Genomic DNA, 21597 nt, shown 5'->3' with positions numbered 1-21597 from the left:
TGCGAAAGCACACGTGCGGGGCATCCTTTCTGCCTCGTCTCCGTCAGTCGGGGGTCGCGGAGAGTTCGCCGCGCAGGCGTTGGGCGCGCAGGACGAGGAGCATCTCGAAGCGGCGGTCGGGGTCGTCGATGGCGTCTCCCCACAGTTCGCGGATCTGGCGCAGCCGATAGCGGGCCGTCTGAGGGTGGACACCGAGGCGGTTCGCGACGTCCGGGGCGCCCCCGGAGGTCTCGATCCAGGCCAGTAACGTCGCGGCGAGGCGGCGGGCCTGGGCCGGGGCGACGTCCTGGAGCGGGGTCAGGCAGCGCGGGGCCGCGGCGTCGATCAGCTCCCGGGAGGGCAGCAGGACGAGTTCCTCCGTGCGGTCGGTGCAGTGCTGCACCTCGCCCTGGGGCAGGAGGCCGTCCTCGATCAGTCGCACGGCCGTCTCGGCCCACCGCAGCGACGTCGCCGCGGCCGCGAGCGGCACCGACGGCCCGATCGCCCCGGACCAGCCCGTCGTGGCCCGCCGCACCAGATCCGCGCGGCCCGCGGTGTCCGGCTCGGGGATGACCATGCGGGGCTGCTCGCTCTCCATGTCGAGGAGGATGCCCTGACCCACGGCGGGGGCGACGGCCTCTCTGGCCGGCCGGATCAGCACGCCGACGGCGATGGTGGCGGGCAGCTCCCAGCCGATGCGAGCGGCACGTTCGCCGAGGGTGTGCACGGTGTCGCCGCGCTGCCCGGACAGCAGACGGTCGATCAACTGACGCTGCAGCCGCAGGCGTTCGCTGGCCTGCCGGGCCGCCGCCTCCGCGTATCCGCGCACCGACTGCTCCACGAGGCCGTCCAGGTACACGAAGCCGGATTCGGCGAGTTCGTACATGGCGGGCGCGGCGATGTCGACCTGCTGGCCGATCTCGGCGAACCTGCGCCAGGCGAGGCGTACCCCGAGCCGGTAGACGGCTTGAAGGGAGTCGAGGCTGCGCCCGTTCAGCCCCTCTCCCCTGCCGAACTCCTGGAAGACCTCGGGCGGGACCCTGGGGTCGGCCGCCCCGGACGCCAGGTGCTGGACGAACCCCTCGATGGCACGCCGGATGCCCACGAGCGCCATCGGTTCGCCGGACTCGCCCTGCACGAGCCGTAGTTCGGGGAAGTCGCTGCGGATCTCGCGCAGGATCACCTGGGCCAGATCCGCCGACTCGGCCAGGGCGATCGCGGCGAACCGCTCCACCTTCGGCTTGGGCACCGCACTCCACGCGGGACGGCTCATCGGAGCGGCGGGGCCGTGTCGTAGGTGATCAGGGGGACATTGGGCTGTTCAGGGGTGGCATCGAGAAGTGCCACGATCCCGAAGGCGGTGCCCACGGCGAGTGCCGCGGCGATCACCACGGTGGTCGATGCGGCAAGCAGTCTGCGCATTGTGTCGGGTCAGCTCCTCGTTGGAGACGATCCCACCCCGGCCGGCCCCCACCGGCCGGACGTCAGTCTTGACGGGTCATTGACAATCCGTCAAGGGGCTCCCTACCGTCTTCAGCCACAAGGGCTCGACCGGCCCTGGGGTCCGTGCGTCTCCGTGCGAGTTTCTCGAACCAGGAGTGCCCGGATGCGCCGTACCGCTTCACCCATGTCCCTGATCCTGCTGGGAGCGGGGGTTTTTCTGCTGGTCCTCGCCCCGTTACTGGTGATGTACGTCCAGCCGCACGCCAAGCGCACCCCTGTCGACGTCGACACGACGACCGTCTTCGCCGGCACCGGCAGCTACTTCGACACCTCCCTGCTCAAGACGGTGAACGACCGGCGGATCACCATCACCCGCCAGGTCCGCGGCGACGTCGCGGACAGCGTGCGGAGCGGCAACGCCGTCTGGGACGTGTCCACCTCCGTCGACACCGACTCCACCCTGCCGGCCGCCGACACCCGCGACTCCCTCCAGTGGACGCTCGAGCGCTGGGTGACCGACCGGCGGACCAATGAACCGGTGCACTGCTGCCGCGAGTCGCCCGTCTTCGACGGCGAGGCGTACCTGAAGTTCCCCTTCGACGTCGAGGAGCGCGACTACCGCTGGTGGGACGGCACCCTCGGTGGTGTCGTACGACTCCGGTACGCGGGCCCGGGCACCGTGCAGGGCTACGAGGGGCTGCGCTTCACCGGCAGTGTCCCGCCCACCAGGACGGGTGTGCGGCAGGTGCCGGGGCGGCTGGTCGGCCTGCCGAAGACGCCGCAGGTGCTCGCCGAGGAGTGGTACGCCAACGGCCGGATCGAGCTGGTCGCGGACCGGCGCACCGGGCGCATCGTCTACGCGGCCATCGGACCGCGCAAGACACTGCGCGCGCCGGGTGCGAAGAAGGACGCGGTCGTGCTGCTGTCGAGCGACAAGATCGCTTTCACGGACCGTACCCAGCGGCAGCAGGTGGAGCTTGCCTCGGCGGACAGCAGGAGGCTGGAGCTGCTCGGCAGCACGGTGCCTCTCGGGGCCGGGGTGTTCGGTTCGGTCCTCGTGCTGGTCGGCGCGGCACTCGTCGTACGGGGTCGTCGGACCGAACCGGAGCCCCTGGACGCTCACTTGATGACGAATCAGCCCGCCTGAGCGCACCCGAAGTTGTCATACCGGTGAGTAGCCGCGGATCGAACACGTACCGAAGACTGGCGTTCACCACCGAGCACGGCCCCTCCCCGGTCACCCCCACCGTTCCGCAGTCCCCCACCTCACGCCCCCACCGCTCTACTCCCCCCACTCTCCTCCGCACCCCGACACGAGTTGGAGCACGCATGCCCCAGCACGTTCCTCCCCCACAGCTCCACCCGGTTCCGCAGCCGCTCCCACGGCCCCTGGACAGCCTCGTCCCGGCCCGTGCGCGCGGGGCCGAAGCTCCCCGGCGCATCGCCTTCCTCGCCCATCGCGACCTCGGCAACCCGGCCGCGGGAGGCTCGGAGCTCCTGGTCGACCGGCTCGCCTCCGGACTGACCGAGCTGGGCCACGACGTCACGCTGCTGTGCGGCGGTCCCGCCGCGCACCGGCCGTACCGTGTCGTGTCGGCCGGCGGCGCGCTCGGCCACTTCGTCGGTGCGCGCGCCGCCTTCGCCCGCCAGGTCGGCGCCTGCGACCTGCTCGTCGAGGTGTGCAACGGGATGCCGTACCTGTCCCCGCTGTGGCATCACGGACCCACGCTGTGCCTGGTCAACCATGTGCACACCGAACTGTGGGACATGCGCTTCCCCGGACCCGTCGCCCGCGCCGGCCGGCTGCTCGAGCACTGGGCCCTGGCCCGGGCCCACCGCGGCAATCTGCTGGTGGCCGTGTCGCCCTCGACCGCGGGCGCGCTCCGCGCGATCGGCGTGCCGCAGGAGCAGATCCGCGTCGTGCACAACGGTGTCCACGAGCCGGGGCCGCGCGCCCCGCGGTCGGCGACGCCGATGTTCGTCGCCCTCGGCCGACTGGTCGACTACAAGCGGATCGATCTGCTGCTGCGGCTGTGGGAGCGGGTCCGGCCCGTCACCGGCGGCCGGCTCGTCATCGTCGGCGACGGGCCCGAGCGCGAGAGGCTCGAACAACTCGCGGGGCCCGGCGTGGAGTTCAGAGGACATGTGTCCGAGGAGGAGAAGCACCGGCTGCTGTGCGAGGCGTGGCTGCTGCTGCACCCCGCGGCCGTCGAGGGCTGGGGTCTCGTGGTGACCGAGGCGGGCGCCCGCTCCACTCCGACGCTCGGGTTCGACGTGCCGGGGCTGCGTGATTCGGTCCACGACGGCGTCACCGGGCTCCTGGCCCGCGGGGAGTCGTCGTTCGCCGCCGCCTGGTGCACGCTGGCGCTGGACGATGCCCGGCGCGAGGCCATGGGCAAGGCCGCTGCCGAACACGCCGCCGACTTCCGGTGGAGCGGCACGGTGCGACGGTTCCGCGCCGTCGCCGCGGAGGCGGTGAACCGCGCGCGCCCGCAGGGCCGGGGCGCGCAGGCGGAGGGCGTGCACACGTGAAGGACCCGTCGTTCCACCGCTCCCTCACCCTCTTCCGGGCGTTCCTGCGCGAGCAGGACGATCCGCACACCGCGTACGAGTTACTGGCCCGCGACGCGGCCGACCAGGTCGAACGCCATGTCCGGCTGGACGGCCGGGTCGTCGTCGACGTCGGTGGCGGACGCGGCTACTTCACCCGGGAGTTCCGCCGCCGCGGCGCCCACGGCTACCTGTTCGAGCCGGACCTCGCCGAACTCGACTCCGTACCGGGGGCGGGGGCCGTCGTCGCCGACGGCTATCTGCTGCCGCTCGCCGACGGCGCCGCCGACGTCTGCTTCTCGTCCAACGTGCTGGAGCACGTGCGGGATCCCGGCACCTTCCTCAGCGAGATGGTCCGGGTCACCCGGACGGACGGACTGATCTACGTCTCCTTCACCAACTGGCTCTCGCCGTGGGGCGGCCATGAATGGGCGCCCTGGCACTACCTGGGCGCCGAGCGGGCCCGCGCCCGCTACGAGCGGCGCACCGGACGGGCCGCCAAGCACCGGCTCGGCGAGAACCTGTTCGCCATCGGGGTCGGACCGACCCTGCGCCACGTCAGGAGCCGGGACGACGTGGAGATCGTCTCCGCCCGCTCCCGCTACTGGCCGGTCCTCCCGGAGGTCGTTCCGCGCGTGCCGGGGCTTCGGGAATTCGCGACGTGGAACCTTCTCCTCATCCTCCGGCGGTGTCCATGACCAGCACCATCCATGCCCGCCCGCCCGCCTCTCCGGCCGCGCCCGGGCCCGCGCCCGACGCGCCGGAGCCGCAGCGGCGCTCCCGGCGCTGGCTGCTCGGCTTCTGGGCGGCGGTGTTTCTGGCGTTCCTCGCGGTGTCGCCGGGGCGGATGACGTTCGAGACCAAGCTGGGGGTGGTCGCGGATCCGTGGCGGTTCCTGCGCGACCTGGGCCAGTTGTGGCACGACCGGGCCGGTTTCGGCGGTATCGCCGACCAGTACGTCGGCTACGCGATCCCGATGCTGCCGTTCCACGCGGCCGCCGACCTGGCGCGGCTGCCCGTCTGGCTGGCGGAACGACTCTGGCTCTCCCTCGTGGTCACCACCGCGTTCTGGGGCGCCCTCCGGCTCGCCGAGCGCATCGGGGTCGGCTCGCCCACGTCGCGGCTCGTCGGCTCGGCGGTGTACGCCCTGTGGCCGACGTACACGATCGTCGTCGGATCCACGTCGGCCGCCGCCCTGCCCGGCGCGGTGCTGCCGTGGGTGCTGCTGCCGCTGACGGACCCGCGGACGAGCCCGCGCCTGGCCGCCGCCCGCTCCGCGCTGATCATCCCGCTCATGGGCGGGGTGAACGCCGCGTCGACGCTGGCGTCGCTGCTGCCCGTCGGCCTGTATCTGCTGTCCCGTCCGGGCGGTCCCCGCAAGCGCGCCCTGATCGCGTGGTGGACACCGTGCGTGATCCTCGCGACCGCCTGGTGGATCGTGCCGCTGCTGCTCCTGGGGACGTACGGCGAGAACTTCATGCCGTACGTGGAGTCCTCGCAGACCACCACGGCGACGATGTCGGCGGCCGAGGTGCTGCGCGGGAGCGGCAACTGGGTGGGCTATCTGCACTTCGGCGAGGCCTGGCTGCCCGCCGGCTGGACCGTCGCCACGTCGGCCCTCGTGATCGCCGGTTCGGCCCTCGCCGCGGCGGCCGGCCTCGCCGGGCTCGCCCGGCGTGACCTGCCCGAGCGGCGCTGGCTGGTGCTGACGGCGACGGTCGTCGCGCTGGTCACGCTCGCCGGGTACGGCGGCGCGCTGGGCGGTCCGTTCCACGGCACGGTGCAGGACTGGCTGAACGGGCCGCTGGTGCCGTTCCGGAACATCTACAAGTTCCAGACGGGACTCGCCCTCGCGCTCGTCCTGGGCTTCATGCACCTGACGGCCACGGCCCTCCCCCGGTCCGTACCGGCCCGGTCCCGCCGCTTCGCGCCCGTCGTGGCAGCCCTGCTCGTCCTGCCGGGCCTGGCCTGGCCGTACGTCAACGGTTCCATCCTGCAGCCGGGTTCGTTCCGCCAGCTGCCCTCGTACTGGGAGACGACCGCGGACTGGCTGGAGGAACACGCGCCCGACGACCGTGCGCTGGTCGTTCCCGCGACCGCGCACGGCATCTACACCTGGGGCTCACCTATCGACCAGCCCCTCGACGTCCTCGCCCGGTCCCCGTGGGCGCAGCGCGACTACGTGCCGTTCGGGACCCCCGGCAACCGGCGGGCGATGGACGCCGTGGAGCAGGCCCTGACGTCGGGCGGCGAGGTGCCGGGGCTCGCCTCGTACCTCGCCCGGGCCGGGCTGTACCACGTCGTCGTGCGCAACGACCTGGACCCCGACCAGCTCGGGCACGTCCCCACGGCGACCGTGAAGCGGACGCTCGAGGCCTCCGGCTACCGGCGCGTGACCGGATTCGGCCCGCTGCTGACCGACGGCCGGATCGCCGACGACACCCCCGTCCAGGTCGAGGGCCTCTACCCGCGCCAGCGCGCGGTCGAGATCTACGCACCGCCGTCCGGCACCGCCCGCCCCGGTCCGGCGCGCATGACGCCCGTCTCCGGCACGGCGGTCGTCAGCGGTGGTCCCGAGTCCCTGCTGCCGCTGTCCGCCTCGGGCGCCCTGGCCGGTCGGCCCGCGGTGCTGGCGGGCGACGCGCACCCGGGGGTGGACCGGCCGTCGCTGTACGCGGCCGGTGACGGGATGCGCCGCGCCGACACCCGGTTCGGACTGGTGAACTCGGGCACCTCGCACACGTACACCCGTGAGGAGCGCAACGCTGAGCAGGCGGTGCAGGATCCGGGCCGCGAACCCCGGCAGATCCTGCCCCTGGAGGGGAGCCGGCACCAGACGACCGCGGTGCTGCGCGGCGCGGCGTCCGTGACCGCGTCGTCGGTGGGCAACTGGTTGTTCCATCTTCCGCAGTACGACCCCGTCAACGCCTTCGACGGCAATCCGGACACCGGCTGGGCCGAGGGCTCCCCCGGCTCCCCCGGGGGCGAGTGGGTGCGGATCGACTTCACCGGCCCGACCCGCGTCCCGGGGACGCTGGACCTGACGCCGTTGCCCAGCGGCAATGTGCGCGCCGCGCCCACGGTGGTGCGGGTGGAGACCGACCGGGGCAGCCGGGTCGGCTCGCTGCGGCCGGACGGCAGCACCCAGCGGGTCGCCGCGCCGGAGGGCGAGGCGAAGTGGCTGAAGGTGACGATCCTCGAGTCGCAGCAGGGCCGTCCGGGGCTTACCGGCGCCGGGTTCACCGAGATCTCCGTCCCGGGCGTGCAGGTGACCCGGATGCTGGAACTGCCCGCCGACGCACCGCGCGACGTCGCCGGCTCGGTCGTGTACGCGCTGTCCCGGGGCAGCGATCCCGGCGGGCTGTCCGCCGTGTCCGCCGAGGTGGGCCTGCACCGGCAGTTCGAGGCCGCCAGGGCGGCCGACTACACGGTGCGCGCGACTGCCCTGCCCGTACCGGGCAAGGAGCTCGACGAGCTGCTGTTCGACCTCACCGGGCAACGGGAGAAGATCGTCGTGAGCGCGGACTCGACCGCTCGGCTCGGGACGAATCTCAGTCCGCGCAATCTGACGGACGGCGATCTGACCACGGCGTGGGTGGCGGGCGAACGGCCCGTGCTGCATCTGAGGTGGCCGGAGAAGACCGCGGTCGGCGAGATCGTCCTCGCCGCGGCGGGCGGGCTCGCGACCCGGCCGGAGCAGGTGCAGATCAGCTCGCCGGACGGGACCGCGATCGCGGCGGTCGACGAGAACGGCCTGGCGCGGTTCTCCCCCATCACGACCGACCGGATGGACATCACGGTCTCGCGTGTCGCGCCGCTGACCCTGCACAACCCGGTCGCCGACGAGCAGTTGCAGCTGCCGGTCGGGCTGAGCGAGCTGCACATCCCGGCGCTGGAGAAGTACCGCGCGCCGCAGCCGGACCCGGCGAAGAAGTTCACGCTGCCGTGCGGCAAGGGTCCGGTCGTGTCGATCGACGGCCGGTTCCTCGAGACGCGTGCCGACGGGCTGGTACGGGACCTGACGGAACGCCGGCCGGTCGCCGTCACCCTGTGCGCCGACGGCAGCCGCGTCTCCCTGGACCGTCGCACGCACACCGTCGAGGCCGGTGACACCGGCCCGCTCGCGGTGACCGGCATCGAGCTGGCGACCGGCGGTACGCGGGCCGCCGCGTCCGCCCCGCGCGAGGTCGAGGTCGTCTCGGGCGGCGGCGACCGGCGCACCCTCCGGGTGGGCGCGGGTGACGCCTCGTACCTGCAGCTCCACGAGAACCACAACGCGGGCTGGAAGGCCACGCTCGACGGCGAGGAGCTGCGCCCGCTGCGCATCGACGGCTGGCAGCAGGCCTGGCTCGTTCCCGCCGGCCAGGGAGGCACCGTGACGCTGCTGTACGAGCCGTCCCGCGTGTACGACGCCGGGCTGATCGCCGCCGGGGCGCTGCTGGTGGTGCTCGCCGGGCTCGCGCTCGTGGGCCGCCGCCGGTCCCCTGCGACGGCCGAGGGCGCGGACACGGCGTCGGGCGCGGGTGCGGGACCGGGCACGGACGGGGTACCACCCGCTCCGGGGCTGCTGCTCGGAACGGTCGCGCTGACGCTGGTGGGTGTGGTGATCGCGGGTCCCGTCGCGGTGGCCGTACCCGTGCTCGCGGCGATCGCCTGGTGGCGCCCTGCGTTGCTCGGCCCGATCGCCTTCGCGGCGATGGCGGGTGCGGGAGTCGTCGCCCTCACCGGCAGCGGCGAGGCGGCGGCGCTGGGCCGGGGCGCGTACGGGCCGACGGCCCAACTCCTGGCCCTGATCGCGCTGTTCGCGGCGCTGGTGACGGTGGGTCGCGAGCACGGCACCCGGCCGGGCGCGCACCGGGCCGGGGGCCGGGGCGCCCCGAGCGACGCGCCGGGACCGTACGAGTCCGCGGATCCGTACGGCCCGGAGGCGTCGCCGAGCGACCCCTGGAGTGAGGGGCGAACGGCCGAGGGACCCGGCCGTTCGGGCGGACGGGGCGGGCCGCCGGGCGGCCACACGGGGCGGACCGAGAGAAGGGATGTCTGATGGCAACCGATCAGGGCGCGGCCGTCGCGCGCGCCGGGGCGGGGCGGGAGTTGCCGCGCGTGCCGTTCGCCGTCGTGGACGAGATCGCCCGGCACTGTGCCGACGACCGTGAGCCGAACACGGTGCACATCGAGATCCATCTGCCGGGGCGGGTCCGGCCGGACCGGCTGCGCGACGCGTTCGAGCGGGCGCTCGCCCGGCATCCACGGGTGTTGATGCGGGAACGGGGGCGCGGGCCGTTCGCACGGCGCTACGAGTGGGAGCTGACCGACCGTCCCGGCTCCGAAGCGGTCTCCTTCCCGCCCCGCGCGCCCGGCGCCCTCGCACGGGCCCGACGGCGGGCCCTCACCGAGGCTCCGTCGCTGCTCTCCGCGCCGCCCCTCCGCCTGGAGGTGGTCGAGGAGCCCGATTCCGCGGGGTGCGTCCTGCTGTTCACGGTCCATCACACGGCGCTCGACGGTCCCGCCTGCCTGCGGATCGCCGCGACCGCCGCGGAGATCTACAGCGGTCGCCCCACCCCGCCCGTCCCGGCGCCGGTCCGCCCGCCGGCCGGACCGGCGCTCCCGCCCGGGGGTGCGCCGGCGGTGGCGCGGCCCGCCCGGGTCGCGGCGGGAGGCCCGGGGCCCACGTCCGGAAACGCGATGCTGGTCACCGAACTCCCGGTGCCCCGGCGGGAGCCCGGTGCCCCGTACACCGTGAACGACCAGCTGATGGTGGCCACGGCGCTGACCGTCGCCGACTGGAACCGGCAGCAGGGCGCACCCGACCGACCGCTGCGCATCACCATGCCCGTCGACGACCGCACCCGCGGGCCCGCGATGCCGATCGGCAACGGCACCCGCCTGGTCGAGGTCGGCTTCACAGCCACCGAGACCGGCCCCGACGCCGACCTCGGCGCACTGCTGCGCAGCACCGCGGAGCGCACGCGCGCCCTCAAGGCGCGCGACCGTCCCCAACTGGGGCGCGGTGCCGCGATGCTGACCGCCCCGGTCCTGCCGGTCGCCGCCCGGGCGGTGCTGACGCGGGGGGTGCGGCGGCTCGCGGCGCCGTGGACGTCCACGACCCTGCTCAGCAACATCGGCCGGATCCCGTACCCCCTGGACTTCGGTCCCGCCGGCCGCGCCCACGCGGTCTGGTTCTCGGCGCCGGCCGGGATGCCGCGCGGGTTGACGTTCACGACGGCGTCGACCGGCGGCCGGCTCCACCTGGTGCTGCGCTGGTCCCGGACCCTGCTGGGCGACGAGGACGGCGCCCGGCTGTGCGAGATGTTCGCCGGCCGACTGGCGGCGACCGATGCGGAGGCGCTGTGAACAGGCACACCGTGGAAACGACCACGGCACCCGACCCCACCGGAACGGCACCGCTCGACGATCCCACCGGAACGGCGCCGCTCGACGATCCCACCGGAACGGCGCCCCTCGACGATCCCATCGGAACGGCGCCCCTCGACGATCCCACCGGAACGGCGCTTTTCGACGATCCCACCGGAACGGCGCTTTTCGACGATCCCACCGGAACGTCACGCCTCACCCCGGCCCCCGACGCGGGGCGTCCCGACTCCGTTCCCGGGCTGCGGGAGTTCTACGAGAACCCCGCCGTGCCCGTGGCGTCCGGTGGCGCCCGGAGCCGGCGGCAGGCGCGACTGCTGGCCGCCGCCCTCGCGGCGCCGGGCGCACTCGTCGTGGACGTCGGCTGCGGGGACGGCACCGCGGCCGCGACCGCGGGGCCGATTCTCGCCGGGCACCGGATCGTGGGGGTCGACTGGTCGCAGGACGCGCTGCGCCGCGCCCGGCCGCGGCTCGCCCATGTGGTGCGCGGCGAACTGGACCACGGCGGACTGCCGTTCGCGGACGGCTGCGCGGACGCGGTGCTGTTCAGCGAGGTGATCGAGCATCTCGTCGACCCCGACCGGGCAGTGGACGAACTGCGGCGCATCCTGCGGCCGGGAGGTCATCTGATGCTCTCCACCCCGAACCTCGCCGCCTGGTACAACCGCGGGCTGCTGCTCGCCGGCCTGCAGCCGGTGTTCTCCGAGGTGAGCCTGCGCGGCATCCACGGCCGACCGGGTTCCGAAGTGGTGGGCCATCTGCGGCTGTTCACGGCGCGTGCGCTGCGCTCGTTCCTGCTGTCCGCCGGTTTCGAGGACGTACGGATCACCGGGGCGCCGTTCCACGGGGTGCCGCGCGGGCTGCGCCTGATCGACCGGGCCGCGTGCGCCGTGCCGTCGGCGGCGTCCATTCTGCTGGCGCAGGCCCGGCGGAGGTAGCGGGATGTGGTGGGGTGTGGGCGCGGCGCTGCTCGCGAACGTCCTCTACAGCGTCGGCTTCGTCCTGGAGAAACGGGCCCTCGGCTCGCTGCCCGCGCTCTCCGCCGGGCGGCCGCTCCGCGTGGTCGGCGTGCTGCTGACCAGCCCGCTGTGGATCACCGGTTCCCTCGCGCTCGCCGCCGGTTTCGTGGCCCAGCTGATCGTCTACCGGGCGCTGCCGATCGCCGCCGCGCAGGGCATCTTCGTCTCGGGCCTCGTCCTGCTCCTCCTGCTGTCGTCGGCGGTGCTCGGCGAACAGCCCTCGGGCCGGGAGCGCCATGCGCTCGGGGCGGTGCTCGTCGCGCTGCTCATGGTCGTGGCGTCGGTGCGCGAGGGCGACGACGTGGTGAGCGGAGGGGCGCCGTGGGTGCTGGTGCTCGTCGTCTGCGTGCCGACGCTCGCGGCCGGACTGCTGCTGTACGGCCGGGTCGAGCGGCGCGCGCGCAGACGCCATCGGGTGCCGACGACCGGCATCGGCTACGGCGTGGCCGTCGGGCTGCTCTACGGCGTCAGCTCGCTGGCCATCAAGGGGGCGTCGGGCCGTCTCACCGCCGGGAGCGCAAGCGCGGCGGCCAAGGCGCTGTTCGGCTCCCCGTACCCGTATCTGCTGCTGTTCACGGCCGGCGCCGGACTCGTCATGTCCCAGGCTGCGCTGCAGAGGTGCCGTGCCTCCTTGATCGTGCCCGTCTGCACGACGGTGACGTGCCTGTTCACGGCCGTGGTGGGGACGCTGACGTTCGGCGAGAGGCTGCCGGACGATCCGCTGCTGCTGATCCTGCGTGTCGCGGGCACGGCACTGGCCCTGTCCGTCCTGTTGGTCATGCCACGCCACGATCCACAGACCTGACGTACTACCGCCCGAGCTTCACCACCACCGACCACCGAAGGACCCTCATGAACTCCGACGACCCGCTGCTGCGCATCCTGGCCTGCCCGCTCGACAAGGGGCCGCTGACCATGCCTGTCGGCCAGGACGTGCTCTACAACCCGCGGCTGCAACTCCGCTACCCGATCGTGGACGGCATTCCGCAGCTCCTCCCCTCCTCCGGCAGCCGGGTCTCCCCCGAGGAGCACGAGCGGTACGTGAGCTCGTCGGACTAGGGCCTGTCCGGCTGAACGGTCGACGGGCGTGTGCCGGTGTCCGGTGCCAGGCTGAGGTCGTACGGGATCTGCGAAAGGCAATCACCATGATCACCACCGACTTCGTCCCTGGCTCCCCCTGTTGGCTCGACCTCGGCGCCCCCGACGTCCAAGCCGCTGCGGCCTTCTACGGCGCCGTGCTGGGATGGGAGTACGAGCCCATGGGCGAGGGGGAGGACATGGGCGAGGGGGAGGACATGGAAGGCGGGATGTTCCGGAAGGACGGAAAGATCACCGCCGGGCTCGGCAAGCTCACCGAGGAGGGCGCGCGCTCGGCCTGGATGATCTACTACTGCGTCACCGACGCGGACGCCACGACCCAGGCCGTGGAGCGTGCGGGCGGCACGGTTCGGGTGGCCCCGAGGGACTTCGACGAGTGGGGCCGGATGGCTCAGTACAGCGACCCCCTGGGGGGTCAGTTCGCCGTCTGGCAGCCGGGGAGGACCACGGGCTTCGAGCTGGTGGACAAGACGGGCTCACTGTCCTGGACCGAGCTGTACACGAGCGACGCGGCGGCCGCGAAGGAGTTCTACGGCGGCGTCTTCGGCTGGCAGTTCAACGACATGGAGCTGCCCGGCGGCGGGGGCACGTACGCCCTCATCACTCCCGCCGGACTTCCCGAGGAGCGCATGCACGGCGGCCTCATGGAGCTCCCCTCGGAGAATCTCACCCTCACGAACGGGCGGCCGTACTGGCACCCCGTCTTCGCCGTCGACGACTGCGACGCGACCGTCGCCAAGGTCCATGAGAACGGTGGCAGCGTGCAGATGGGGCCGGAGGACGCGGAAGGGGTCGGCCGGCTCGCCGTCTGCCTCGACCCGTCGAACGCCGACTTCGTGGTCCTCACTCCGTCGCCGGCTGAGTCCGGGCAGGCCGGGCAGGCCGAGGCGTAGGCGCGTGGCGGCGCCCATGCGGGGCGCCCGCGCACGGCAGGACGTCAGGCGACCGCGCTCAGGGTGTCCGCGAGGCGGCGGCGGGCCGCCCGGGCCGCGGGGAGGACCGTCAGGGCGATCGCGCCGAGGACGGCGGCGGCGCTCATGGCCGCGACGTACCCGACCGGCGGGGCCTGGGCGATGCCGGACCCGATGCCGGTCGTGTGGGCCTCGTGGTCGATCAGCCAGTGGGCGAAGGGCACGCCGAGGGCTGTCGCGGCGAGGGCGGCGGCGAGCGCGGTGCAGCCGATCGCGGTCACGGTGACGGCGGTGATCTGGCGCGGGGAGAGGCCGATGGCCTTCAGGGCCAGCAGGTCGCGTTCGCCGTCGCGGATGCTGCCGCCGATCGCCGTGGACAGTTCGGTCAGACCGATCAGGGCGAGGACGGTGATCAGGCCGACGACGACGCCGCGCAGGGCGGAGAGCCGGTCGGCGGGGGTGGTGACCTCGTGGATGTCGAGGTGGCCCCTGGAGGCGTCGGCGAGTTCGGCACGGACGGCGCGCGGGTCGGCGCCGGGCTCGAGCCGGAGCTGGTAGAGGGTGGGGCTCAGGGCGGGGTCGTTCTCGCGCAGGGTGTCGAGCGAGGTGGAGATGACCCGGCCGCCGTTCTCCGGTTCGATGCTGCGGCCGACGAGGTGCAGTACCTGCGGGTGGCCGCCGACCGTGACGCGGACCCAGTCGCCGACGCGTACGTCCAGCAGGTCGAGCAGTCCCTGGCCGGCGACGGCCTCGTCGGGGCCGTGGAGGGCGCGGCCCTCGGCGATCGTGTACGGGTAGGGCTCGTCGCGGGTGCCGAGGCCGCGCAGCGCGATGGTGCCGGTCTGGCCGGGGACCAGGGCGGCGACCTCCAGGCCCGGGTGGGCGGCGGTGACCTTGTCGTTGGCCTCGAGCAGCGTGGCGGCCTCGCGGTCGGTGAGCGTCGCGTCGGGGCGGGCCGTGAGCGCGGCGGCGTGGCCGAGCTGCTCGGGGCGGCTGTCGAAACGTTCGATGGTGGTCCAGGCGCTGAGGGCCACGGTGATCAGCAGCAGCGGCAGGGCGAGGCGGACGATGGTGGCCGGGGCGCGTCGGCCTCGGCCGAAGGCCTGGTGCCAGCCGAGGACCAGGGCGGCCGGTATGCGCAGCCCGAGCGCGCCCCGGGCGGCCCGGGACAGTCCTCCCCGAGACGTCGTCCGGCGGGGCCCCGAGCCCGGGGCCGTGGTGGCGGGTACGACGGGTACGGGCTCCACGCGTCCGGCCCGCCACGCGGCGAGGCAGGTGGCCGCCCCGATGAACAGCACCGCGGCGACGGGCACCGCGAGCAGCGCCGCCGTGTGGCCCTGGAGCCCCTGCCAGACGCCGACGGCGTCGCCGAGCCGACCGGGCAGACGGTTGCCGAGCGTCTGGACGGCCGCCGTGGCGAGGGTCGCCCCGAGCACGGCGAAGGCGAGGTGCTGGACGAGGAAGACGCGCACGACCTGGCCGGGTGTGAAGCCGATGGCCTTGAGGACCGAGATGTCCCGCAGGTGGCCGCGCACCCGGGTGCTGATGGCACCGAAGACCGCGAGGGCGGCGGCGATCAGCGCGCCGATTCCGAAGAGCCCGAGGACCTGACCGAGCAGCTTGGTGTCGCCCTGCGCCTCGGCGCGGGCCTGCTGCCAGGTGGAGACGTCGGTGACTGCGCCGGCGCCGAGCGTGGTGACGGCGCGCTGGACGGCGTAGTCGGTGTCGTCCGGGTCGGTGAGGCGCAGTCCGACGACCTGGCTGCCGCCGCGGGTGTCCGGCAGCGCGCGCGGCAGGGCCCAGACGGTGCCGGGCCGTTCACCGGGGCGGTAGCGGGGCTCGGCGCTGTCGGCGACGCCGAGGACGGTGAGGGTGCGGCCGGTCGGCAGGGTGAGGCGGTCGCCGGGTTCGGCCCACAGGGCGCGGGCGAGGCCGGATTCCAGGACGACGCCGTCGGGGACGGTGTCGTCGAGCCAGCGGCCCGAGGTCAGCAGGGGCCGGCCGGTGGCCGGGGGCTCGGCGCCGGTGGCGCGCAGTTCCACTCCCGCGCGGGCGCCGCGGGAGGAGACGGTGTCGGCCGCGGTGCGGTAGGGGCCGGAGAGCTGCTCGACGCCGTCCAGGGCGGCGAGGGAGCCGGTGTCGGCGCCGGGGCCGGTGTGGATCCACACGTGTGCGCCGCGCGACTGGGTGAAGACCCGGTGCCAGGGGTTGGTGGCGTAGCCGAAGAGGGCCGTGGCCAGCAGCAGCGAGGCGACGATCCCGGCGGTGGCGGCGACCATGAAGAGCGCTTCGCCCCGGTGGGTACGCAGATCGGCGTGCGCCCAGCGCAGCATGGCCCGCACGGTCAGTCCTTCAGTTCCAGTACGCCGGCGAGGCCGGTGCCGCGCGACGGAGCGCCGCCCAGTTCGGCGTCGTCGGCTATCCGGCCGTCGAAGAAGCTGATCACCCGGTCCGCGGCGCTGGCGAGCCGCGCGTCGTGGGTGACGAGCACGATGGTCTGGCCGCGCTGGTGGAAGCGGGCGAGCTGCCGCATCACCTCGCGGGTGCCCTTGCTGTCGAGGCTGCCGGCCGGTTCGTCGGCGAGGAGCAGCCGCGGCTGGTTGACCAGGGCGCGGGCGAGGGCGACGCGCTGCTGTTCGCCGCCGGAGAGCTCGCCGGGCATGCTGCGGGCCTTGCTGTCGAGGCCCAGCTCGGCGAGGAGCTTCTCGCGTTCGGCGCGGGCCCGCTTGGCGGAGGTGCCGGCCAGCAGGGCGGGCAGTTCGACGTTGTCGGCGACCGTGAGGTTGGAGACGAGGTTGAAGAACTGGAAGACGATGCCGATGCGGCGGCGCCGCTCCACCGCCCAGCGCGCCTCGGTCCAGCCGTCGGTGCTCTCGCCGTCGAGCCGAAGCGAGCCGCTGTCGGGACGCTGGAGGCCGCCGAGCAGATGCAGCAGGGTGGACTTGCCGGCGCCGGAGGGGCCGGTGACGGCGACGAACTCGCCGCGCCGCACGGTCAGGTCGACGCCGCGTACGGCGTGGGCGGGCGCGCCCTCGCCGTGGTGGGTCTTGACGATGCCCTCGGCGTGCAGCAGCGGCACGGGTATGGCGGAGTCCGTCATTGCAGCTCCTCCAGTTCCTCCTGGCAGCGCTCCAGCCAGTCGAGGTCGGCCTGGAGGTGCAGCATGGCGCCCTCGATCAGCAGGTGGGCGATGCGATTGTCCCGGTTCTCGGTGGCGGCCAGCTTGGACAGGTTGCGCATGGTGGTGAGGTACTCGCGTCGCTGCTTGTTGATGAGGGCGATCTGGTCGGCGAGACCGGTGCGCGGGGCGAGGGCGAGCTTCATGAAGAACTCGTCCCGGACCCTCGGTTCGTCCGCCGTCTCGTCGAACCAGGCGCGCAGTGCTTCCTGCCCGGCGTCGGTGAGGCGGTAGATCTTCTTGTTGGGGCGGCTCTCCTGGGCGATCTCCTCGCCCTCGATCAGCCCGGACTTCTCCAGCCGGCCGAGCGTGACGTAGATCTGGCCGACGTTGGTGGGAGGGTACGCGGCGCCCAGCAGTTGCTCAAGGTCCTGCTTGAGCTCGTACCCGTGGGCGGGGCCTCTGGCCAGGAGGGCGAGAAGGGGAAGGCGCACCCTTGCTGTCCTCCCTCGGCGTGCTCCCGGTGTGATGTGGGCTCTAGTATCGCCCATGCCTAACGGGTATACATGCCCTGTCGTCGGACGAAGGTGTACGGCGCGGTGCTCTGGGAGGAACCTATGCGGTGGATACGGGCCGCGGGTAGGGGTCTCCTGGCCGTCGTGGTCGTACTGACGGGTTACATGGCCTCCGGCGCCCCGTCGCCCGGCGCGGAGCGCGCGGGCGGGCGCGGCCCCATGACACTGGCCACGGCCGGTGATCTCACCGGTTATCTGGGCCCGGTCCTGGACGGCTGGAACCGCGCACATCCGGCGGAGAAGGTCACCCTGGTCGAGCTGCCGGATTCGGCCGACGAGACCCGGGCCCAGATGATCACGGATCTGAGGTCGGGCGGGGGCAGGTTCGATCTGCTCAACATCGATGTCGCGTGGACCTCGGAGTTCGCCGCGGCGGGGTGGATCGCGCCGCTGGAGCGCGGCCGGTTCCCGCTGGAGAGCTTCCTGCCGCCGGTGGTGGACACCGCGACGTACGACGGGCGGCTGTACGCCGTCCCGTACGTGACGAACGCCGGGATGCTCTTCTACCGCAAGGACGTGCTCGACCGCGAGGGGCAGCGCCCGCCGCGGACCTGGGCGGAGCTGGAGCGACAGGCCCGCACCGTCGCCCCGAAGTACGGCCTGGGCGGGTACGCGGGCCAGTTCCTGCCGTACGAGGGGCTGACGGTCAACGCCGCCGAGGCGGTGTACTCGGCGGGCGGGACGATCCTCGGCGACGAGGGCGAACGGGTCACGGTCGACTCGGCGGCCGCCCGCGAAGGGCTGGGATTCCTCGCCCGTGGTGTGCGGGACGGCTGGATACCGAAGGAAGCCCTGACGTACAAGGAGGAGGAGTCCCGGCAGGCGTTCCAGGACGGCCGGCTGCTCTTCCTGCGCAACTGGCCGTACGCGTACGCCGGTGCCTCCGGCGCGCAGTCGAAGGTCGCGGGGAAGTTCGGCGCCGTGCCTCTGCCGGGCCCCGGCGGGCCGGGCGCGAGCGTGCTGGGCGGCTCCAATCTGGCCGTGAGCAGCCATGCCCGGCACCCCGAGTCGGCGCGCGACCTGATCGCGTACCTCACGAGCGAGCGCGTGCAGCGCCGCGTCCTGAGCGAGGGCGCCCTGCCACCGGTGCGGGCCGCGCTGTACGAGGATCCGGCGCTCGTGGCCCGATTCCCGTATCTGCCCACGCTGCGGGCGAGCGTGCTCGCGGCCGCGCCGCGCCCCAAGAGCCCGCACTACGAGCAGGTGAGCCTCGCCGTGCAGGCCGTGGCGCATGACGCGATGGCGCAGCACCAGACGCCCGAGGCGGCCGTGCGCCGGCTCGCGGACGAGCTCGCGGCCATCGCCCGTCGTCGCTGACTGCTCTGTCATCACTCTTTCACCTCTGAGGATCCTACTTACCTGTTAGGTATCAGCATGCGGACCGGCATGTCCTGACGGCTGCCATAAACCGTGACATTCCACCCCAACCGGCGCCGATTTTCGGCAGCTTCGTTGACACCCTCTCGTCACGCCTACTTAACATGCATGCATAACAGCTACCCGCTCTGGGTGGCGCGCACCCCTTCACGCAGAAATACAGGTCAACGGGTGATGCTCACAGCCCCAAGCCACCGTCACTGGTGGCGCGACGCGGTGATCTACCAGGTGTACGTCCGCAGCTTCCTGGACAGCACCGGCGACGGGATCGGCGACCTCGCCGGTGTCCGGGCCGGCCTGCCGTACCTCAAGAAGCTCGGGGTCGACGGCATCTGGCTGAGCCCCTTCTACCCGTCGCCGCAGCACGACCACGGCTACGACGTCGCCGACTACTGCGACGTGGACCCCGTCTTCGGCGACCTCGCCGAATTCGGCCTGCTGGTCGCCGACGCCCACCGGCTGGGCATCAAGGTGCTGCTGGACATCGTCCCCAACCACTGCTCCAGCGAGCACGCCTGGTTCCGCGAGGCCCTGGCCGCCGGCCCCGGCAGCGAGGCCCGCGCCCGCTTCCACTTCGCCGAGGGCCGCGGCCCCGACGGCGACGTACCGCCCAACAACTGGCACGCCATGTTCGGCGGCCCGGCCTGGAGCCGGGTCACCGAGCCGGACGGCACCCCCGGCCAGTGGTACCTGCACATGTTCACCCCCGAGCAGCCGGACCTGAACTGGCGCAACCCCGAGGTCGGTGCCCACTTCGACCACGCCCTGCGCTTCTGGCTGGACCGGGGTGTCGACGGCTTCCGCATCGATGTGGCGGCCGGACTGTTCAAGCACCCCGACCTGCCGGACTCTCCCGACCCGGAGGCCGACGCCCGCACCCGCGACTCGGTCAACCCGCTCGCCTGGAACCAGCCCGAGGTGCACGACGTGTGGCGCCACTGGCGCTCGGTGTGCGAGGAGTACACGGCCCGGGACGGGCGCGAGCGGCTCCTTGTCGGTGAGGTGTCGGTGCCGACCGCCCGCGAGCACGCCGAGTACGTCCGCCCCGACGAGCTGCACCAGGCGTTCTTCTTCGACCTGCTGGGCGCGCCCTGGGACGCCGACGCCTTCCGGAAGGTGATCGACGAGGCGATGCGCGACATCGCCGGCACCGGCTCCACCGTGACCTGGGTGCTCAACAACCACGACCAGGTGCGCACGGTGACCCGGTACGGCGAGTCCGGCACTGAGGGCAGCGGGCTCGGGGCCGCCCGGGCGCGCGCCGCCGCCCTGCTGATGCTGGCCCTGCCCGGCGCCGCGTACATCTACCAGGGCGAGGAGCTGGGCCTGCCGGAGGTCGTGGACCTGCCGGACGAGGTGCTCACGGACCCGATATTCCGGCGCACCGGCAGCCGGGCCCGGATCCGCGACGGCTGCCGCGTGCCGCTGCCGTGGTCGGGGCACGCCTCCCCGTTCGGCTTCAGCACCGGGGCGGAGAGCGCCAAGCCGTGGCTGCCGCAGCCCGGTTGGTTCGCCGAGCACGCCACGGACCGGGCGCTGGCCGACACCCGCTCGTTCTGGCACCTGTACCGCGAGGGCCTGCAGCTGCGGCACGGACTGCCGCAGCTGGGCGAGGGCACCTTGCGCTGGCTGGACGCGCCGCCCGGCGTGCTGGCCTTCCTGCGCGGCGACGGACTCGTCTGCGCCGTCAATTTCGGCACCGCTCCGGTGCCCGCCCCGGTCTCCGGCGCCCCGCTGCTGTCCAGCGGACCGTGCCCGACCGGCGCACTGCCCGGGTCCACCGCCGCCTGGTGGATCAGTGACGACACCACCCTGGAGGGACTGCGATGACCATGCGACGGATGACGATGGCCTGCTGCTCCGTGCTCACCCTGGCGCTCGGCGCCACCGCCTGCGGCGGCGGCCCGGTGAGCGCCGGCGGCGGCGACAAGGCGCTGTCCGGCCAGACCCTCGATGTGGCGGGGGTCTGGTCGGGCGCCGAACAGAAGAACTTCCAGAAGGTGCTGGACGCCTTCACCGAGAAGACCGGCGCCAAGACCCGGTTCGTGTCCACCGGCGACAATGTCTCCACCGTCGTCGGCAGCAAGATCGAGGGCGGCAACGCCCCCGACGTGGTGATGGTCCCCCAGGTCGGCGTGCTCCAGCAGTTCGCCCGGCAGAACTGGCTCAAGCCGCTGTCGGAGACCGCGAAGAAGTCCGTCGACGCCAACTACGCGCCGGTGTGGAAGAACTACGGCTCCGTCGACGGCACCCTGTACGGCCTGTACTTCAAGGCCGCCCACAAGTCGACCGTCTGGTACAGCCCGGAGGCGTTCGACCAGGCGGGCGTGAAGCCGCCGAAGACGTACGAGGAGATGCTCAGGAGCGGGCAGGCGATATCCGACTCGGGCCTGCCGGCCTTCGCGGTCGCCGGCGAGGACGGCTGGACCCTCACCGACTGGTTCGAGAACATCTACCTCTCCCAGGCCGGCCCCGAGAAGTACGACCAGCTCGCCAAGCACGAGATCAAGTGGACCGACCCGACCGTGGTGAAGGCGCTGACCACACTCGGATCGCTCTTCTCCGACAAGAAGCTGATCGCGGGCGGTCAGAAGGGCGCACTGGGCACCGACTTCCCCGGCTCCGTCGAGAAGGTCTTCGGCCCGAAGCCCGAGGCCGGGATGGTGTACGAGGGCGACTTCGTCGCCGGCGTCGCCAAGGACCAGTTCGGCAAGAAGATCGGCGAGGACGCCACCTTCTTCCCGTTCCCGGCGGTCGCGGGCGGCAAGGCGCCGGTGGTCAGCGGCGGTGACGCGGCCGTCGTCCTGAAGGACGGCAAGAACCAGGAGGCCGCGACGGCGTTCCTGGAGTACCTCGCGACGCCTGAGGCCGCGGCCGTGTGGGCCGGGGCGGGCGGCTTCCTGTCGCCGAACAAGAAGCTCGACCTCGCCTCCTACGGCGACGACACGCTGCGCGAGACCGCCAAGTCGCTGATCGACGCCGGGGATTCGGTGCGCTTCGACATGTCGGACCAGGCTCCGGCGGCGTTCGGCGGCACCAAGGGCGTGGGCGAGTGGAAGATCCTCCAGGACTTCCTGCGCGACCCGTCGAACCCGGCCGCCACGGCCGCGGCGCTGGAGGGCGCGGCGGCCAAGGCGTACAAGGGCTGAGGCGGC

General features: G+C 73.1%; 17 protein-coding genes. 12 read left to right on the top strand and 5 right to left on the bottom strand.

Annotation, left to right across the window (positions count from 1 at the left end; all coding sequences use genetic code 11):
* Positions 1 to 43: 43 nt before the first annotated feature.
* Positions 44 to 1252 (bottom strand): helix-turn-helix domain-containing protein, encoded by a 1209-nt coding sequence (locus ABZ939_RS31980; protein ID WP_361863009.1) that lies wholly within the window; start codon positions 1250 to 1252, stop codon positions 44 to 46.
* Positions 1249 to 1401: a hypothetical protein gene (locus ABZ939_RS31975; RefSeq protein WP_361863006.1), complete on the bottom strand. Its 153-nt coding sequence runs from the start codon at positions 1399 to 1401 to the stop codon at positions 1249 to 1251. The genes ABZ939_RS31980 and ABZ939_RS31975 overlap by 4 nt, the downstream gene beginning before the upstream one ends.
* Positions 1402 to 1585: 184 nt before the next feature.
* On the opposite strand from ABZ939_RS31975, the gene ABZ939_RS31970 reads away from it, so the two are divergent.
* The 9 genes from ABZ939_RS31970 (at position 1586) to ABZ939_RS31930 (ending at position 13354) form a co-directional block, all read left to right on the top strand.
* Entirely contained in the window at positions 1586 to 2569 is a 984-nt protein-coding gene (locus ABZ939_RS31970; RefSeq protein ID WP_361863003.1) for a DUF3068 domain-containing protein, read from the top strand.
* Positions 2570 to 2751: 182 nt separating this feature from the next.
* On the top strand, positions 2752 to 3954 hold the full coding sequence (locus ABZ939_RS31965; RefSeq protein WP_361863000.1) for a glycosyltransferase family 4 protein: 1203 nt from the start codon (positions 2752 to 2754) through the stop codon (positions 3952 to 3954).
* Entirely contained in the window at positions 3951 to 4670 is a 720-nt protein-coding gene (locus ABZ939_RS31960; RefSeq protein WP_361862997.1) for a class I SAM-dependent methyltransferase, read from the top strand. The genes ABZ939_RS31965 and ABZ939_RS31960 overlap by 4 nt, the downstream gene beginning before the upstream one ends.
* Positions 4667 to 9016 (top strand): alpha-(1->3)-arabinofuranosyltransferase, encoded by a 4350-nt coding sequence (locus ABZ939_RS31955; RefSeq protein ID WP_361862994.1) that lies wholly within the window; start codon positions 4667 to 4669, stop codon positions 9014 to 9016. Before ABZ939_RS31960 ends, ABZ939_RS31955 begins: the two co-directional genes overlap by 4 nt.
* A complete protein-coding gene (locus ABZ939_RS31950) occupies positions 9016 to 10326 on the top strand; it encodes a condensation protein (protein WP_361862991.1) in 1311 nt (436 codons plus the stop codon). The genes ABZ939_RS31955 and ABZ939_RS31950 overlap by 1 nt, the downstream gene beginning before the upstream one ends.
* A gap of 260 nt (positions 10327 to 10586) precedes the next feature.
* Positions 10587 to 11282 carry a class I SAM-dependent methyltransferase gene (locus ABZ939_RS31945; protein WP_361863031.1) on the top strand — a complete coding sequence of 232 codons (696 nt, stop codon included), beginning with the start codon at positions 10587 to 10589 and terminating at the stop codon, positions 11280 to 11282.
* Positions 11283 to 11286: 4 nt separating this feature from the next.
* Entirely contained in the window at positions 11287 to 12168 is an 882-nt protein-coding gene (locus ABZ939_RS31940) for a hypothetical protein (RefSeq protein ID WP_361862988.1), read from the top strand.
* 47 nt (positions 12169 to 12215) lie between these two features.
* Entirely contained in the window at positions 12216 to 12422 is a 207-nt protein-coding gene (locus ABZ939_RS31935; RefSeq protein WP_361862985.1) for a Trm112 family protein, read from the top strand.
* 86 nt (positions 12423 to 12508) lie between these two features.
* Complete coding sequence (locus tag ABZ939_RS31930) at positions 12509 to 13354, top strand: VOC family protein (protein WP_361862982.1); 846 nt, start codon at positions 12509 to 12511, stop codon at positions 13352 to 13354.
* Between the two features lie 44 nt (positions 13355 to 13398).
* Here the strand turns inward: ABZ939_RS31930 and ABZ939_RS31925 are convergent, their stop codons facing one another.
* The 3 genes from ABZ939_RS31925 to ABZ939_RS31915 are packed head-to-tail and all read right to left on the bottom strand — an operon-like array spanning position 13399 to position 16984.
* A complete protein-coding gene (locus tag ABZ939_RS31925) occupies positions 13399 to 15714 on the bottom strand; it encodes an FtsX-like permease family protein (RefSeq protein ID WP_361862979.1) in 2316 nt (771 codons plus the stop codon).
* Between the two features lie 2 nt (positions 15715 to 15716).
* Positions 15717 to 16472, bottom strand: a complete 756-nt coding sequence (locus ABZ939_RS31920) for an ABC transporter ATP-binding protein (RefSeq protein WP_361862977.1) — start codon at positions 16470 to 16472, stop codon at positions 15717 to 15719.
* A complete protein-coding gene (locus ABZ939_RS31915) occupies positions 16469 to 16984 on the bottom strand; it encodes a PadR family transcriptional regulator (RefSeq protein WP_361862974.1) in 516 nt (171 codons plus the stop codon). The genes ABZ939_RS31920 and ABZ939_RS31915 overlap by 4 nt, the downstream gene beginning before the upstream one ends.
* A 123-nt stretch (positions 16985 to 17107) precedes the next feature.
* Here ABZ939_RS31915 and ABZ939_RS31910 point away from each other — a divergent pair, with 123 nt between their 5' ends.
* The 3 genes from ABZ939_RS31910 (at position 17108) to ABZ939_RS31900 (ending at position 21591) form a co-directional block, all read left to right on the top strand.
* The gene (locus tag ABZ939_RS31910; RefSeq protein ID WP_361862971.1) at positions 17108 to 18382 is read left to right on the top strand and encodes an ABC transporter substrate-binding protein; all 1275 of its coding nucleotides are present in this window, start codon (positions 17108 to 17110) and stop codon (positions 18380 to 18382) included.
* Between the two features lie 234 nt (positions 18383 to 18616).
* The gene (locus ABZ939_RS31905; protein WP_361862968.1) at positions 18617 to 20272 is read left to right on the top strand and encodes a glycoside hydrolase family 13 protein; all 1656 of its coding nucleotides are present in this window, start codon (positions 18617 to 18619) and stop codon (positions 20270 to 20272) included.
* The gene (locus ABZ939_RS31900; protein ID WP_361862966.1) at positions 20269 to 21591 is read left to right on the top strand and encodes an ABC transporter substrate-binding protein; all 1323 of its coding nucleotides are present in this window, start codon (positions 20269 to 20271) and stop codon (positions 21589 to 21591) included. The genes ABZ939_RS31905 and ABZ939_RS31900 overlap by 4 nt, the downstream gene beginning before the upstream one ends.
* The last annotated feature ends 6 nt before the right edge of the window (positions 21592 to 21597 follow it).

It is taken from the genome of Streptomyces sp. NPDC046712, assembly GCF_040645695.1.
In the GTDB taxonomy this organism is placed as follows: domain Bacteria; phylum Actinomycetota; class Actinomycetes; order Streptomycetales; family Streptomycetaceae; genus Streptomyces.
The sequence above is the reverse complement of the archived record's forward strand: the minus strand, read 5'-3'. Positions and strand labels throughout refer to the sequence as shown.

What these genes read in the sequence shown, in the direction of transcription:
- ABZ939_RS31980 (WP_361863009.1), bottom strand. Translation starts at nt 1,252, where the DNA reads ATGAGCCGTCCCGCGTGGAGTGCGGTGCCCAAGCCGAAGGTGGAGCGG.
- ABZ939_RS31920 (WP_361862977.1), bottom strand. Translation starts at nt 16,472, where the DNA reads ATGACGGACTCCGCCATACCCGTGCCGCTGCTGCACGCCGAGGGCATC.
- ABZ939_RS31900 (WP_361862966.1), top strand. Translation starts at nt 20,269, where the DNA reads ATGACCATGCGACGGATGACGATGGCCTGCTGCTCCGTGCTCACCCTG.
- ABZ939_RS31905 (WP_361862968.1), top strand. Translation starts at nt 18,617, where the DNA reads ATGCTCACAGCCCCAAGCCACCGTCACTGGTGGCGCGACGCGGTGATC.
- ABZ939_RS31950 (WP_361862991.1), top strand. Translation starts at nt 9,016, where the DNA reads ATGGCAACCGATCAGGGCGCGGCCGTCGCGCGCGCCGGGGCGGGGCGG.
- ABZ939_RS31975 (WP_361863006.1), bottom strand. Translation starts at nt 1,401, where the DNA reads ATGCGCAGACTGCTTGCCGCATCGACCACCGTGGTGATCGCCGCGGCA.
- ABZ939_RS31970 (WP_361863003.1), top strand. Translation starts at nt 1,586, where the DNA reads ATGCGCCGTACCGCTTCACCCATGTCCCTGATCCTGCTGGGAGCGGGG.
- ABZ939_RS31930 (WP_361862982.1), top strand. Translation starts at nt 12,509, where the DNA reads ATGATCACCACCGACTTCGTCCCTGGCTCCCCCTGTTGGCTCGACCTC.
- ABZ939_RS31955 (WP_361862994.1), top strand. Translation starts at nt 4,667, where the DNA reads ATGACCAGCACCATCCATGCCCGCCCGCCCGCCTCTCCGGCCGCGCCC.
- ABZ939_RS31965 (WP_361863000.1), top strand. Translation starts at nt 2,752, where the DNA reads ATGCCCCAGCACGTTCCTCCCCCACAGCTCCACCCGGTTCCGCAGCCG.
- ABZ939_RS31910 (WP_361862971.1), top strand. Translation starts at nt 17,108, where the DNA reads ATGCGGTGGATACGGGCCGCGGGTAGGGGTCTCCTGGCCGTCGTGGTC.
- ABZ939_RS31935 (WP_361862985.1), top strand. Translation starts at nt 12,216, where the DNA reads ATGAACTCCGACGACCCGCTGCTGCGCATCCTGGCCTGCCCGCTCGAC.
- ABZ939_RS31940 (WP_361862988.1), top strand. Translation starts at nt 11,287, where the DNA reads ATGTGGTGGGGTGTGGGCGCGGCGCTGCTCGCGAACGTCCTCTACAGC.